General features: G+C 63.2%; 13 protein-coding genes. 8 read left to right on the top strand and 5 right to left on the bottom strand.

The window, feature by feature from the left end:
- The first annotated feature begins 9 nt into the window (after window positions 1-9).
- A complete protein-coding gene (locus tag AC0L2P_RS13215) occupies window positions 10-462 on the top strand; it encodes a CHRD domain-containing protein (RefSeq protein WP_473501674.1) in 453 nt (150 codons plus the stop codon).
- A gap of 51 nt (window positions 463-513) precedes the next feature.
- Here the strand turns inward: AC0L2P_RS13215 and AC0L2P_RS13210 are convergent, their stop codons facing one another.
- From AC0L2P_RS13210 to AC0L2P_RS13200, 3 genes are all read right to left on the bottom strand, one after another.
- Window positions 514-2,163 carry a thiamine pyrophosphate-binding protein gene (locus tag AC0L2P_RS13210; RefSeq protein ID WP_473501673.1) on the bottom strand — a complete coding sequence of 550 codons (1,650 nt, stop codon included), beginning with the start codon at window positions 2,161-2,163 and terminating at the stop codon, window positions 514-516.
- Entirely contained in the window at window positions 2,160-3,335 is a 1,176-nt protein-coding gene (locus AC0L2P_RS13205) for a CaiB/BaiF CoA transferase family protein (RefSeq protein ID WP_473501672.1), read from the bottom strand. The genes AC0L2P_RS13210 and AC0L2P_RS13205 overlap by 4 nt, the downstream gene beginning before the upstream one ends.
- A gap of 79 nt (window positions 3,336-3,414) precedes the next feature.
- Window positions 3,415-4,350, bottom strand: a complete 936-nt coding sequence (locus tag AC0L2P_RS13200; RefSeq protein ID WP_473501671.1) for an alpha/beta fold hydrolase — start codon at window positions 4,348-4,350, stop codon at window positions 3,415-3,417.
- A gap of 177 nt (window positions 4,351-4,527) precedes the next feature.
- Here AC0L2P_RS13200 and AC0L2P_RS13195 point away from each other — a divergent pair, with 177 nt between their 5' ends.
- Window positions 4,528-5,541, top strand: a complete 1,014-nt coding sequence (locus AC0L2P_RS13195) for a ribonuclease T2 family protein (protein ID WP_473501670.1) — start codon at window positions 4,528-4,530, stop codon at window positions 5,539-5,541.
- A 31-nt stretch (window positions 5,542-5,572) separates the two neighbouring features.
- Here AC0L2P_RS13195 and AC0L2P_RS13190 read toward each other — a convergent pair whose 3' ends face one another.
- Entirely contained in the window at window positions 5,573-6,868 is a 1,296-nt protein-coding gene (locus tag AC0L2P_RS13190; protein WP_473501669.1) for a GGDEF domain-containing protein, read from the bottom strand.
- A gap of 234 nt (window positions 6,869-7,102) precedes the next feature.
- On the opposite strand from AC0L2P_RS13190, the gene ettA reads away from it, so the two are divergent.
- The 5 genes from ettA to AC0L2P_RS13165 all read left to right on the top strand — a co-directional run bounded on the left by ettA (window position 7,103) and on the right by AC0L2P_RS13165 (window position 11,510).
- Entirely contained in the window at window positions 7,103-8,752 is a 1,650-nt protein-coding gene (gene ettA, locus AC0L2P_RS13185) for an energy-dependent translational throttle protein EttA (RefSeq protein WP_352644759.1), read from the top strand.
- Window positions 8,753-8,811: 59 nt separating this feature from the next.
- Window positions 8,812-9,048, top strand: coding sequence for a type II toxin-antitoxin system RelB family antitoxin (gene relB, locus AC0L2P_RS13180; RefSeq protein ID WP_473501668.1), 237 nt, complete (start codon window positions 8,812-8,814; stop codon window positions 9,046-9,048).
- Between the two features lie 2 nt (window positions 9,049-9,050).
- Entirely contained in the window at window positions 9,051-9,314 is a 264-nt protein-coding gene (locus AC0L2P_RS13175) for a type II toxin-antitoxin system RelE family toxin (RefSeq protein ID WP_473501666.1), read from the top strand.
- On the top strand, window positions 9,311-10,102 hold the full coding sequence (gene tam / locus AC0L2P_RS13170) for a trans-aconitate 2-methyltransferase (protein WP_473501665.1): 792 nt from the start codon (window positions 9,311-9,313) through the stop codon (window positions 10,100-10,102). Before AC0L2P_RS13175 ends, tam begins: the two co-directional genes overlap by 4 nt.
- Window positions 10,103-10,388: 286 nt before the next feature.
- Window positions 10,389-11,510 carry a beta-ketoacyl-ACP synthase III gene (locus AC0L2P_RS13165; protein WP_473501664.1) on the top strand — a complete coding sequence of 374 codons (1,122 nt, stop codon included), beginning with the start codon at window positions 10,389-10,391 and terminating at the stop codon, window positions 11,508-11,510.
- Here AC0L2P_RS13165 and AC0L2P_RS13160 read toward each other — a convergent pair whose 3' ends face one another.
- A complete protein-coding gene (locus AC0L2P_RS13160; RefSeq protein WP_473501663.1) occupies window positions 11,511-12,077 on the bottom strand; it encodes a methyltransferase family protein in 567 nt (188 codons plus the stop codon).
- 204 nt (window positions 12,078-12,281) lie between these two features.
- Between AC0L2P_RS13160 and AC0L2P_RS13155 the strand changes: the two genes are divergently transcribed.
- Window positions 12,282-12,899, top strand: coding sequence for an MOSC domain-containing protein (locus AC0L2P_RS13155; protein WP_473501662.1), 618 nt, complete (start codon window positions 12,282-12,284; stop codon window positions 12,897-12,899).
- Window positions 12,900-13,138 lie beyond the last annotated feature (239 nt).

Below are 13,138 nucleotides of genomic sequence, written 5' to 3'. Positions count from 1 at the left end.
GAGGTTTCCATGCGCATCCACTCCTTCACGCCGATGCTTTCGGCGCTGGCCATTTCTGCAGCCATTTTCTCTGCTTCACCGGCCCTGGCCGAAACCGTAAAGATGACTGCGACGCTCGATGGTGCTCAGCAGAGCCCGCCTGTGACCACGAAGGGCAAGGGCACCGCCACGCTCAGGTTCAACACCGCCACCAAGAAACTCAGCTGGACGGTGAGATATTCCGGCCTCAGCGGGCCGGCGACGGCCGCACATATTCACGGCCCGGCGGCAAAGGGTCAAAACGCCGATCCGGTGGTACCGTTCGAAGGCAAGCTGAAGAGCCCGATCAAGGGTTCGGCGACATTGACCGATGCCCAGGCCACCGATCTTGAGGCCGGCAAATATTACGTCAACATCCACACCAAGAAAAATCCGGACGGGGAGATCCGCGGGCAGATCGAGAAGGCGGCGGCGACGATGTAGCACAAGCCATTCCGCCGACGGAAGGGGCGGACGACCGCCCTTTCCGTCGGATTACGACTTGTCGCGTATTTGCGTCATCGTGCGGGTTGGCGTGATGGCTTCGGGGTCGAGCCTGATCTCTACGATCGACGGCTTGCCGCTGGCCCGCGCTCGCTCGAAGGCCACCGCGAAGTCGGCGGTCTTTTCCACCGTCTCGCCATGGCCGCCATAGGCGCGGGCCAAAGCGGCAAAGTCGGGATTCTTCAAATCCGTGGCGACGACACGGCTGGGATATTCGCGCTCCTGATGCATGCGGATGGTGCCGTAAATGCCGTTGTTGATGACGATGACGATGATCGGCAGCCCGTATTGCACGGCGGTGGCGAATTCCTGGCCGTTCATCAGGAAACAGCCGTCGCCGGCAAAGGCGATCACGTCGCGGTCGGGGAAAAGCTGCTTGGCGGCGACGGCCGCCGGCGTGCCGTAACCCATCGAGCCGGATGTGGGTGCTGCCTGCGTGCCGAAACGCCGGAAGCGATGGTAACGATGCACCCAGGTGGCGTAGTTGCCGGCGCCATTGGTGAGGATGGCGTCGTCCGGCAGCATCGTTTCCAGGTAATTCATGATCGGCCCCATCTGCACGGCGCCGGGGCCGCTCTCCGGAGGCGTCGACCAGTCGAGATAGGCGGCGTGCAGCTTGGCTGCCTCCGCCGCCCACACCGGCGTTGCGGCCGGCTTGCGGTTGGCAAAGGCTTCAACGAAAGCGGCAGGCGAGGCATTGATCGCCAGCGTCGGCCGGTAGACGCGGCCGAGCTCGCTGGCGTCGGCATGGATATGGACCAGCGTCTGGTCCGGGTAGGGGCTCTTCAGCAGCGTGTAGTCGGATGACGGCATCTCGCCCATGCGGCCGCCGATCAGCAGCACAAGGTCGGCCTGCTTGATGGCGGTTGCTATTTTGGGATTGATGCCGATGCCGATATCGCCGGCATAGTTCGGGTGGAGATGGTCGAACAGCATCTGGCGGCGGAAGGAGCAGCCGACCGGCAGCGACCAGGCTTCGGCTATCGTCCGCATCCGTGCAACGGCCTGCGCGTCCCAGCGTGTTCCGCCAAGGATGACGAATGGCCGCTTTGCCTTATTGAGCAGCTCTTCCAGCGCATCGAGCTCGACTTCGCCAGGCCGCGTCTCGACAAGGGTGTAATGCCGGGCTTCCGGTGCCTCGGCGAGGCTGGTCAGCATATCCTCGGGCAGTGAGATGACGACCGGGCCGGGGCGGCCGGACGTCGCCACCGAAAAAGCGCGCGTGACGAATTCGGGGATGCGTGCGGCATCGTCGATTTCGACCACCCATTTGGCGATATCGCCGAAGAACCTGACGTAGTCGACCTCCTGGAAGGCCTCGCGCCCCTTGGCGTGGCTGGCGACCTGGCCGATGAACAGGATGAGGGGGACTGAATCCTGCATGGCGATGTGGATGCCGGCCGAGGCATTGGTGGCGCCTGGGCCGCGGGTGACGAAGCAGATGCCGGGCTTGCCGGTCAGCCGGCCATGGCAGTCGGCCATCATCGCGGCGCCACCCTCCTGGCGGCAGACGATGGTGCGGATTGGCGAGTCGTGCAGCGCGTCGAGCACCGCGAGATAGGATTCGCCCGGCACGCAATAGATACGGTCCGTTCCGTTGGCTTCGAGCGCATCGACGATGAGTTGTCCGCCGGTCTTCATTTTCCTGACCTCTCCAGCTCGGCAAGGATTTCTTCGGTGTGTTCGCCGAGACGCGGCGAGGGCCGCTCATAGACCAGCGGCGTGCCGGACATGACCATCGGCGCCCGCACGGAAGGCAGGAGATTGCCATGGCCGTCATCGAGGTCGAGCCGCATGCCGCGCGCGATGGTCTGCGGGTCGGCAAACATCTGGCCGATGTTGTTGATCGGGCTAGCCGGCACGCCGGCCGTCTCGAGCCTGGCCAGCAGCGGGTCGCGATCGAAGGCTTTCAGCGCTTCGATCATATGCTCGCGCAGCTTTGCCCGGTTGGCGACGCGGGCGGGATTGGTGGCGAAATCAGGGTTCGACGCCAGCTCGTCTAGCCCGACGGCAGCGCAGAACTTTGCGAACTGGCCGTCATTGCCGACCGCCAGGATGATGTGGCCATTCTTCACCGTCACCACTTCGTAGGGCGCGATGTTCATATGCGCGTTGCCCATCTGCACCGGCGACTGTCCGGAGACGAGATAGTTGAGGTTCTGGTTGCCGAGCGTCGAGATCTGGGTGTCGTAGAGCGCCATGTCGATATGCTGGCCTTCGCCGGTCTTCTCGGCATGGCGAAGCGCCGCCTGGATTGCAATGACCGAATAAAGCCCGGTGAAAACATCTGAAATAGCCACGCCCGCTTTTTGCGGCTCGCGGCCGGCTTCGCCGGTGATCGACATCATGCCGGCCATGCCCTGGATGATGAAATCGTAGCCGGCGCGCGGCGCGTACGGTCCCGACTGGCCAAAACCTGTGATCGAGCAATAGATCAGCCGCGGGTTGATTTTCTTCAGGCTGTCATAGTCGAGGCCGTATTTCTTCAGTCCGCCGACCTTGAAGTTTTCGATCAGGACATCCGATGTCGCGACCAGCCGGCGCACCGTCTCGGCGCCCTCGGGCGTCGAGAAATCGATGGCGATGGAGCGCTTGCCACGGTTGCAGGAATGGTAATAAGCGGCCGAAAGGTTCTCGCCGTCATGGCCGATGACGAAGGGCGGTCCCCATTTGCGGGTGTCGTCGCCGCCGTCCGGGCTCTCGACCTTGATCACGTCAGCGCCGAGATCGGCAAGCAGCTGCCCGGCCCATGGCCCGGCGAGGATGCGTGCGAGTTCGATGACGCGGATGCCTTTGAGCGGAGGCTCAGTCATGGATCACCGTGGTTGATCGAAAGCGCAGCCTCTATCAACCCCGCGCGCCGCTGTCACGGCCCTTGCGATGGGCCAACCGTTACGGCGCCCTCAGCACGCGGTCGGCCCAGAGCGCAAAATCCTCCATGATGATGTCTCGGTTGATCTCGTTCAGGCTTTCGTGGCGGGTTTTGGCGTAAACCTTTGAAACGAGATTCGAAAAGCCCATCATGTGCATCCGGCCGGCGAGATGGCTGACCGCCTTGCCGCCGTCGGAGGCCGGATCCTGCTCGCCGCCGACCAGATTGACGAACAGGTCGCGCCGCACGCCGGAAAAATTGCGGTCGCTGCCGCAATGCAGCGCCATCTTGACGATGTCCTGCCACATCGACACCGACGCATCCCAGCCGCAAAGCGGATCGGCGATATATTTCTCGACTTCAACGGCATCCCGCGTCAACCAGTCGAACGGCGTCCGGCGATTGGGCACCGCCTTGCCCCAAGCCCGGAACGTCAGCCGGGGTAGCAAGCGCGACGGCACGTCTGAGCCAAGCCGGAACTTTTCCCAACCAAGCACGCCCAGCGCGATCTGGCCGAGCAGTCCGGCCGAGAAATTGCCGTTCCAGATCGCGGCGGCATGGATACGCGCCGAGTGGCGGAGGACAAAGTTCAGCGCGACCGACGCGCCCAAGGAGTGACCGAAGGTGATGACCGGCAGGCCCGGCTGTTCCCTGGCGATGAGATCGTGGACGGCGGCGACATCGGCGATGACCTTCGCACCGCCATCTGCATCGGCGAACCTGCCATGTGGCGCGTCGGGCGCCTTGGTGGCGCCGTGGCCACGGTGGTCGTGCGCGTAGACCTGGTAGCCGCGCTCGCCAAGGAAATCGGCGAAGCGGGCATAGCGCGCGGCGTGCTCGGCCAGCCCGTGGTTGATCTGGACGATTGCGCGCGGCTGGCCTGTGGCGTGTTTCACATAAAGGTTGAGCTCGGCGCCGGTCGGCGATCGAAGCACAAGCTGTTGGTCGAATGACATCGCCGCGTCGTCTCCAACGCCCCGACACGATACCGGACGCGAGATTTGTTTGCGCCGGCGCCGGTTTTGCGTCAATCCGGCGTGACCGATTTGCGCGCCGACGTTTACCGCACGTTCGCAATTCTGACATGGTGGCAGCGGCAGTCTGTTGCCGCAGTTTTTCAGCCGAGGACCCTTATGCGGACAGGTTTTGTTTTCGGATTGGCGCTTGCGGCCGTACTGCTTGCCGGCGCGGCGCGGGCCGATGTGAAGATGACCGGCTCTTTCGTCGCCGATGCTGCCTGTCCGGCAACGCAGGCGATCAAGAGCGGCAAGAACCCCGGCAACATATCGACCGCGACTGGTCAGAGCTACGATCTGCTGGCCGGCAACAAGGACGCGCCCACGCATTATCTCATTCGCGTGCCGGGCGCCGATCCGGAGCGCCGCTGGGTCAAGATCGGCTGCGGCCATGTTTCGGGCGGCAGCGCCTCGACGATGCCGGCTGCACCGGCGCCTGCCGAGCCGAACAAGCCATCGGCGTCCGGAAAACCGGAATATGTCCTCGCGCTGAGCTGGCAGCCGGCTTTCTGCGAGACCAAATCCAGCAAGGCCGAATGCCGGGCGCAGACCGCCGCCGGTTTCGATGCGATCCACTTCACCTTGCATGGGTTGTGGCCGCAACCGAATGGAAATTTCTATTGCCAGGTCGCGGCAAGCGACAGAGCGAACGACGATCCGGCGCACTGGCGGGATTTGCCGCCGGTCGCGCTGGACCCGAATACGCGGTCGGAACTCGACCAGGTGATGCCGGGCACCGCATCCGCCCTCGAAAGGCATGAGTGGATCAAGCACGGCACCTGCTACGGAAAGAGCCAGCAGGAGTATTTCTCCGACGCCTTGAACCTGATCCGCGCGGTGAATGCGTCGCCGGTGCGCGATCTCTTCACCAGGAACATCGGCAAGCAGCTGACATCCGACCAGATACGGAGCGCCTTCGACAGCGCCTTCGGCAAAGGCGCGGGCGACCGGGTTCGCGTATCCTGCGTGGTCGATCCTTCGAGCGGCAGGCGGCTGATTGGCGAGCTGACGCTCGGCCTGGCCGGCCCGATCGCGTCGAACTCTTCGCTCGGTGCCCTGCTGCTCGCCTCGGCGTCGACAGCCAAGGCCGGCTGCCCGAAGGGCACGGTCGATGCCGTCGGGTTCCAGTAGGGCGCTGGCGGTTTCGCTCGGCCCGTTGGCGCTACGTGCCGGCGCTGCGCTCCGGCCTGGTCCATGTGTTGCGGCCGTCTGCTTCGTCGCCGCCAGGTTCGCCGACAACGCGATCGCGCCCAGTCGATTTGGCCTTGTAAAGACGCTGGTCGGCCAGCGCAAAGAGATCGGCAAGGCAACGGGTCGTCTCGCTGACCGTCGAGATGCCGGCGCTGACGGTGATGTCGAATCGGCTGGTGCTCGCGGACGTCTTGACCGCTTGCCTGACGGTTTCGCCCAGCAGTCTGGCGAGCGGCTGCGGACGCCAGCCGAGGATGGCGAATTCCTCGCCGCCGATCCTGAACAATTGATCTTCGGTCCCGACAAGTTCGCCAAGCAAAATCGCCAGCGCTTTCAGCACCTTGTCGCCCTCGGCATGGCCGAAGCGGTCGTTGATCGATTTGAAGTGGTCGACATCGATGATCAGCAGGCTGAGCGGCCTGGCGGTTCGCAGGCTGGTTGCCACGGCGGCCTCGCCATCGCTGTCGAAGCGACCCCTGTGCAGCAGGCCGGTGAGGCCGTCGCGACCGACATGCTCGACCAGCGCTTCATAGCGCTCGCGATAGGTCAGCGTATCAAAAAGGTCGGAAAGCCCGCGCGGCGCCGGCACCTGCCGCGCCTCGAACCACCTGATATAGGCGACCAGCATGGTGCTGTAGACCAGGGCCGCTGCCATCTTGGCGAACCAGCCGCCGAAGAACACCGCGACCGGCGCACCGGTGACGAAATGCAGCGCCGTAAAAAAACCTGCCTGGTCGAAGGTGAGCACGCATGCGACGGAGACCAGGATGCGGGTGAAAAGCGCCTTGCGCAGATATTTGCCGAGCTTTTCATAGAGCAGGATGATCAGGATGGCGTCGACGAACAGCAGCGTCGTGCCCCACACCATCAGCCAGCCCATCTCGTCGATGAAGCCGATGTCGAGAAGCTTGCCGTCGGGCAGCGGTGCGATCTCGTGCAGGCGAAGGATCAGCACGAGCCCGATCATAAGGGCATTGCCGAGCAGCAGGCCGTAGATGGGTTGCCGGACGGTTGCCGCATCCTCCTTGATGTAGAGCAACAGAAGCATGACCAGCTTGCCGGAAAACAGCACGGCCGAACCCGGCGACACCACGCCGAACGGCAGCGCGACGTAGAAGACGCTGGCGAGATAGGTTTCCAGGAAATGCATGACGCCAAGGGCGCAGACAAAGACGCCGAGGCCGATGCGGCCCCTGAACCGGAAGAGCGTGACCATGATGCCGAAATAGAGCACCGCTTCGGCAAAAAGCAGGAAACTGTTCAGCACGGCCCGATCTCTCCCCGAAATCGCGGCTGCCGGCGATTTCCCATCCAACATTGTTTTGACGCGGAATGGTTAACCGGAGCTTTCGCCCGGGCGCCGGCACGAAATGAAGCGGCTAAGCGTTTGCGGGTGCGACCAAATCCGCTTGGGGCCAAAACTGTTTGCCGTTCGGGGCCGCATCGCTTACATAGCGCCCAACTCAATCCGACATCAGTCGACTTTTCAGGGAAAGCGCGCGTGGCACGCCAGTTCATCTATCACATGGCCGGCCTCAACAAGGCCTACGGCACCAAGAAGGTGCTCGAGAACATCCATCTGTCCTTCTACCCGGACGCCAAGATCGGCATCCTCGGCCCCAACGGCGCCGGCAAGTCAACGATACTCAAGATCATGGCCGGCATCGACAAGGAGTGGAGCGGCGAGGCCTGGCTGGCCGAGGGTGCTACCGTCGGTTACCTGGCGCAGGAGCCGGCGCTCGATCCGAACAAGAACGTGTTCGAAAACGTCATGGAAGGCGTCGCCGCCAAGACCGCCATCATCGAGCGCTACAACGAATTGATGATGAACTATTCCGACGAGACGGCGGACGAGTCGGCCAAGCTGCAGGACGAGATGGACCGGCTCAACCTGTGGGATCTCGAACAGCAGGTCGAGATGGCGATGGAGGCGCTCGGCTGCCCGCCCAAGGAGGCCGATGTCACCAAGCTATCGGGCGGCGAGCGCCGTCGCGTCGCGCTCTGCCAACTGTTGCTGCGCCAGCCCGACCTTCTGCTGCTCGACGAGCCGACCAACCATCTCGACGCCGAGACGACGGCGTGGCTGGAAAAGCATCTGCGCGCCTATCCGGGCGCGGTGATGATCATCACTCACGACCGCTACTTCCTCGACAATGTCACCGGCTGGATCCTTGAGCTCGATCGCGGCCGCGGCATCCCGTACGAAGGCAACTACACCAAATATCTCGAAGCCAAGGCCAAACGGCTCAAGCAGGAAGGCCGCGAGGACGACGCGCGCCAGCGGGCGATCGGCCGCGAGCGCGAGTGGATCCAGTCGAGCCCGAAAGCCCGGCAGACCAAGTCGAAAGCCCGTATCCAAGCGTTTCAGGACCTGCTGGATGCCGCCGACAAGCGGCGCCCGAGCGACACGCAGATTGTCATTCCGCATGGCGAGCGGCTCGGCAATGTGGTGATCGAGGTCGAGGGCCTGTCGAAGGGCTTTGGCGACACGCTGTTGATCGACGATCTCGAATTCAAGCTGCCGCCGGGCGGCATCGTCGGCGTCATCGGCCCGAACGGCGCCGGCAAGACGACGCTGTTCCGCATGATCACCGGCCAGGAAAAGCCGGACGCCGGCACCATCCGCGTCGGCGAGACGGTCAAGCTCGGTTACGTCGACCAGAGCCGCGACGCCCTCGACCCGACCAAGACTGTCTGGGAAGAGATCTCGGGCGGCGCCGAAGTGGTCAAGCTCGGCAAGTTCGAAGCCAACACCCGCGCCTATTGCGCGTCGTTCAATTTCCGCGGCGGCGACCAGCAGCAGAAGGTCGGCAACCTGTCCGGCGGGCAGCGCAACCGCGTGCATCTGGCCAAGATGCTGAAGACCGGCGGCAATGTGCTGCTGCTCGATGAACCGACCAACGATCTCGATACGGAAACGCTGGCGGCACTCGAAGACGCGCTGGAAAACTTCGCCGGCTGCGCCGTCATCATCTCGCACGATCGCATGTTCCTCGACCGGTTGGCGACACATATCCTCGCTTTCGAGGGCGACAGCCATGTCGAATGGTTCGAGGGCAATTTCGAGGATTACGAGCAGGACAAGATCCGCCGCCTCGGCCCGGAAGCGGTCAACCCGCACAGGATGACATATAAGCGGCTGACGCGGTAGGGAACGGATTGGTTGCAAGCATTCCAGGCTGCTCGTAGAATTACCGGAAGGAGACAAACATGCTTAATGTGGAACTTCCTACCGCGCTGGAAAAACGCCTCGAGATCGTGGCAAGGAAAACTGGCCGGACAAAACACGACGTAGTCGTTGAGGCCATTGTCGAGCAAATTCAAGATTTGGAGGACGGACTAATCGCCCTCGAGCGCCTTAACGATGGTGAAGGTGAATGGCTTTCTCTGGCCGAAGTTAAGGGACGACTGGGATTGGACGATGCAAGCGACCGCAGTGACGGCTGACCGTGTGGACAATTCGTGTCGAGAAGCGTGCACTGAAGGATATCTCCAGATTGCAAAGGTCCGATCAGCGTCGGATTGTCGACTTCCTGGAAAACAGGCTCGCCCCGCGCGATAATCCACGCGAACTTGGCGAAGCGCTAACAGGACCGCTTGCGGGGCTCTGGAAATATCGTGTGGGTTCATTCCGAATTCTGACAAGGATTGACGATAGCGCTGTAGCAATTTGGGTGGTTCAAGTCGGCGACCGTCGCGAGGTCTATCGATGAATACAGTCGCTAAAGTAAGACCCGACTGGTCCGCCGCCCTCTACCTGAAATTCGAGGATGAGCGCACCCGCCCGGCGCGCGATCTCGTTGCGCAGGTGCCGGTGCGGGAACCGCGCCAAGTGGTGGACATTGGCTGCGGGCCCGGCAATTCGACCGAATTGCTGGTCGAGCGCTGGCCGCAGGCGCAGGTCAGCGGCTTCGACACTTCGCCCGACATGATCGAGAAGGCGAGGGCGCGCCTGCCCGGCGTCAGCTTTGGCTTGGCGGATGCGGCGGCGTGGCAGCCGACGGAACCCGTCGACGTGATCTTTGCCAATGCGGTGTTTCAATGGCTGCCGGAGCATCCGGCGGTCTTCCAGCGGCTGATGGGATTTTTGGCGCCCGGTGGCGCGCTTGCCGTGCAGATGCCGGACAATATGGCCGAGCCATCACACCGGCTGATGCGGGAGACCGCGGCGGAGGGGCCGTTCGCCGAAAAGCTCGGCGACGCTGCCCGCGCGCCGCTGCCGCCGGTCGCGTTCTATTACGACCTTTTGTCGCCATTTTCGGACCGGCTCGATATCTGGCACACGATCTACAACCATCCGCTGGCCGATGCCGAGGCGATCGTCGAATGGGTGAAGTCGACGGGGCTGAAGCCGTTCCTCGATCCGCTCAATCAAGACGAGCGACGGCTTTTTCTCAAGCTCTACACGGCAAGGATCGCCAAGGCCTATCCGAAGGCGGCGAACGGCAAGGTGCTGCTGCGCTTTCCCAGGCTCTTCGTCGTCGCGCGGCGTTCCGCTTAGCCACGGCAATCGCTTGAGATTTTGCGGCGCCGTTTTCCGGACGGCGCTGAGTTCGAAGTGGCGGTCTCCCCCAACAAGGTTCGTCGGAAGCGATTGCACTGAGGCGATGCACGGCGGCGCTTGATCCGGTTTCGCCGCCATGCATGTCAGGCGCGCACAATCGTGATCTTTTGCCTCGGGCACTTGATTTAAGCCGGCGTAAACAGGCTAGGTGCGAAAACTGTTGCGCTGCGTTCTCGCAGCGCCCAAATGAAGCCGCAACGCCTGCGCACGGGACGAACTGGAAATGCATCGCGTCATCATCAGCGGCATCGGCGTTGAAATCCCCGAAGCTTCGATCACCAATGAGGAACTCGTCGCCAGCTTCAACAGCTGGGTGGACATGGAGAACGTCCGCCGGGAAGTATCGGGCGAGCCGCTGCTGCAGAAATCGGACAGTGCCTTCATCGTCCATGCCTCGGGCGTCCAGACCCGCCATGTCATCGAACGGGAGGGCATCCTCGACCCGACCCGCATGGCGCCGCGCTTCCCGGCCCGGCCCGACGATGCGCTGTCGCTGGAAGCCGAGTTCGGCATCGCCTCGGCCAGCAAGGCGCTCGATCATGCCGGGCTGAAACCCGGGGATATCGACCTGGTGATCTGCTCGGCCTCGCACCATCAGCGGCCCTATCCGGCGATCGCCATCGAAATGCAGCAGGCGCTGGGGACGAAAGGCGCCGGCTTCGACATGGGGCTTGGCTGCTCGTCGGCGGCGGCGGCGTTGCACATTGCGGTCAATCTGGTGCGGGCAGGGGCGCACAAACGCGTGCTGGTGACGACGCCGGAGATCATCACCGGGCATCTCAATTTTCGCGACCGGCAGACGCATTTCATCTTCGGCGACGCGTCCGTGTCGATGATCGTCGAGGGGCTCGCCCAGGGCGAGAAGCGGCCGGGGCGCTTCGAGGTGCTCGACACGCGCACCTGGACGCAGATGTCGAACAGCATCCGCACCAATCTCGGTTACTATACCCGCGCCACCCAGGAAGATCCGTACATGGTCGATCTGGAAGGCAATCTGATCAAGCAGATCGGCAACAAGGTGTTCAAGGAAGTCACCGTCGCTGGCCACAAGTTCATCGTCGAATTCCTGGCTGAGCACGGGCTGACGCCGCAAGCGATCCGGCGCTTCTGGCTGCATCAGGCGAATGCGCGGATGAACGCCATGATCCTGAAACTGTCGTTCGGCCATGACGTCGACCATGACCGCGCACCGATGGTGCTGGAGCGCCTCGGCAACACCGCCGCCGCCGGGGCCATCGTCGCCCTGTCGGAGAACCATGCCGATATGAAGGCCGGCGACTACGGCCTGCTCTGCGCCTTCGGCGCCGGCTACTCGATCGGCGGCGCGCTGTTGCGCATGCTCTGACTATTTCGGCGCGAACGGCACCAGCATTGGAACGCGTCTGCTGTACTCCTCATAGGCGGTCCCGAGTTCGCCGCGCAGAAAACGCTCCTCCAGCCTTGCCGTCATGACGATGCCTGCGGTGAGAAGAATGGCACCGGCGACGCCCCAGACGGTGCCTTTCGCCGCCATGGTAGCGAGGATCGCCAGTAGCAGCCCGGTGTAGATAGGATGGCGGACCAGCCGGTAGGGACCGGTGTCGATGACGCGGTGTGCGGCCTTGGCTGTCACCGTGCCCGACCACAGCCGGCCGAGATGCAGCCGCGCCCACCAGGCAAATGCCAGGCCGGCGGCAATCAGCGCGACGCAGATCCACGCTCCGGCAAGGTTCGCCGTCCAAAGCCTCAGCGGGCCGGCATAGCCGTGCGCCGGGATGAAGAGCAGGATCGTGCCAACCACCAGCATCGCCCGGTAGGGCAGTTCGGCCTCCAAGCCGGCGCGTTTTTCGGCCCGGTCGGCCCAGAAGGCGGCCGCGGCGCATGACACAACCCAGAGCAGCCAGAGCTGCGCGATTGCTGATGCGGGATGCATGATAACCTCCGCAGGCTTTTACCTGATGATATTATCAACCGATGCAGGGCTGCAGCAATGCGGCACGCTTTTGTAACGGCTGATTCGACCAGGGAGCTGGTGGTGTCGACCCTATCAGCCGTCTTGATTGGAGCATCAACGCTTTCGACTGGACCCCATAAATCGACTTCGGCTAATTGCATCCAGTCGCCAGGAATGAAACCAATGCCGGATCTGTTTCCCGCAACCGAAAGTCCGGTCGAGATCGTGCCGGCGCGAAAACTCGCCGCCAGGGTGGCCGCGCTCTATCTCGCATCATTCGATCGTTTTGAGACACGAGCGGTGGATGCGCTGCAGCTCGGTTTCCACGGCATCGAGGGCGATTTCCATGCCGGTACGACGCGGCGCTCCGGCGGGCGGGAACCCTGGTATCCGCGCGGCACCGAGATGCGCAACGGGCGGCAATTGTCGATCGTGGCGGCGGACGAGCTGGCAATCGTTGCCGAACGGATGGGCATTGCCGAGATCAAGCCGGAATGGATCGGCGCCAATCTCCTGATCGAAGGGCTGCCGCACCTCTCCATGTTGCCATCCGGCTCGCTGCTGTTCTTCAAAGGCGGCGCGACCGTCAAGATCGACGCGCAGAACGGGCCATGCCGGATCGCCGGGCGATCGGTCGCCGAAAATGCCGGGATTGCCGATCATGAGACCGGCGCGCTGCTGTTCCCGAAAGCGGCGAAGCGCTTGCGTGGGCTCGTCGCATGCGTCGAGAAGCCCGGCACGATCGCGGCCGGCGAGGAGATTTCGGTGCGCGTGCCCGAGCAGTGGATTTACCGGGCCTAGTCCAGGCAAGGCGGCATTGCCAGTCGAAGCCGCGTTCCTTCGTACCCCTATATCCTGCAGGGCAGAGGGGCACTGTCTCCCTCGACCTCTCAAAAACTGGGTTCCTCGCCCACCGCGAAGCGGGGGAGAGGTGGCCGCGAAGCGGCCGGAGAGGGGCTCTTTCGTAGAGCGCAGTCCCCCACAACCTTGGGCGGGAGGACCGGCGCCCCCCCCCCACACACAGCTGTATATTATAATAA

The sequence above is a fragment of the Mesorhizobium sp. WSM4836 genome (genome assembly GCF_055811815.1).
This window is presented reverse-complemented; position numbering and strand designations above follow the sequence as displayed.

What these genes read in the sequence shown, in the direction of transcription:
- relB (WP_473501668.1), top strand. Translation starts at nt 8,812, where the DNA reads ATGCTTAATGTGGAACTTCCTACCGCGCTGGAAAAACGCCTCGAGATC.
- AC0L2P_RS13195 (WP_473501670.1), top strand. Translation starts at nt 4,528, where the DNA reads ATGCGGACAGGTTTTGTTTTCGGATTGGCGCTTGCGGCCGTACTGCTT.
- AC0L2P_RS13160 (WP_473501663.1), bottom strand. Translation starts at nt 12,077, where the DNA reads ATGCATCCCGCATCAGCAATCGCGCAGCTCTGGCTGCTCTGGGTTGTG.
- AC0L2P_RS13155 (WP_473501662.1), top strand. Translation starts at nt 12,282, where the DNA reads ATGCCGGATCTGTTTCCCGCAACCGAAAGTCCGGTCGAGATCGTGCCG.
- AC0L2P_RS13210 (WP_473501673.1), bottom strand. Translation starts at nt 2,163, where the DNA reads ATGAAGACCGGCGGACAACTCATCGTCGATGCGCTCGAAGCCAACGGA.
- AC0L2P_RS13165 (WP_473501664.1), top strand. Translation starts at nt 10,389, where the DNA reads ATGCATCGCGTCATCATCAGCGGCATCGGCGTTGAAATCCCCGAAGCT.
- AC0L2P_RS13200 (WP_473501671.1), bottom strand. Translation starts at nt 4,350, where the DNA reads ATGTCATTCGACCAACAGCTTGTGCTTCGATCGCCGACCGGCGCCGAG.
- AC0L2P_RS13215 (WP_473501674.1), top strand. Translation starts at nt 10, where the DNA reads ATGCGCATCCACTCCTTCACGCCGATGCTTTCGGCGCTGGCCATTTCT.
- AC0L2P_RS13205 (WP_473501672.1), bottom strand. Translation starts at nt 3,335, where the DNA reads ATGACTGAGCCTCCGCTCAAAGGCATCCGCGTCATCGAACTCGCACGC.
- tam (WP_473501665.1), top strand. Translation starts at nt 9,311, where the DNA reads ATGAATACAGTCGCTAAAGTAAGACCCGACTGGTCCGCCGCCCTCTAC.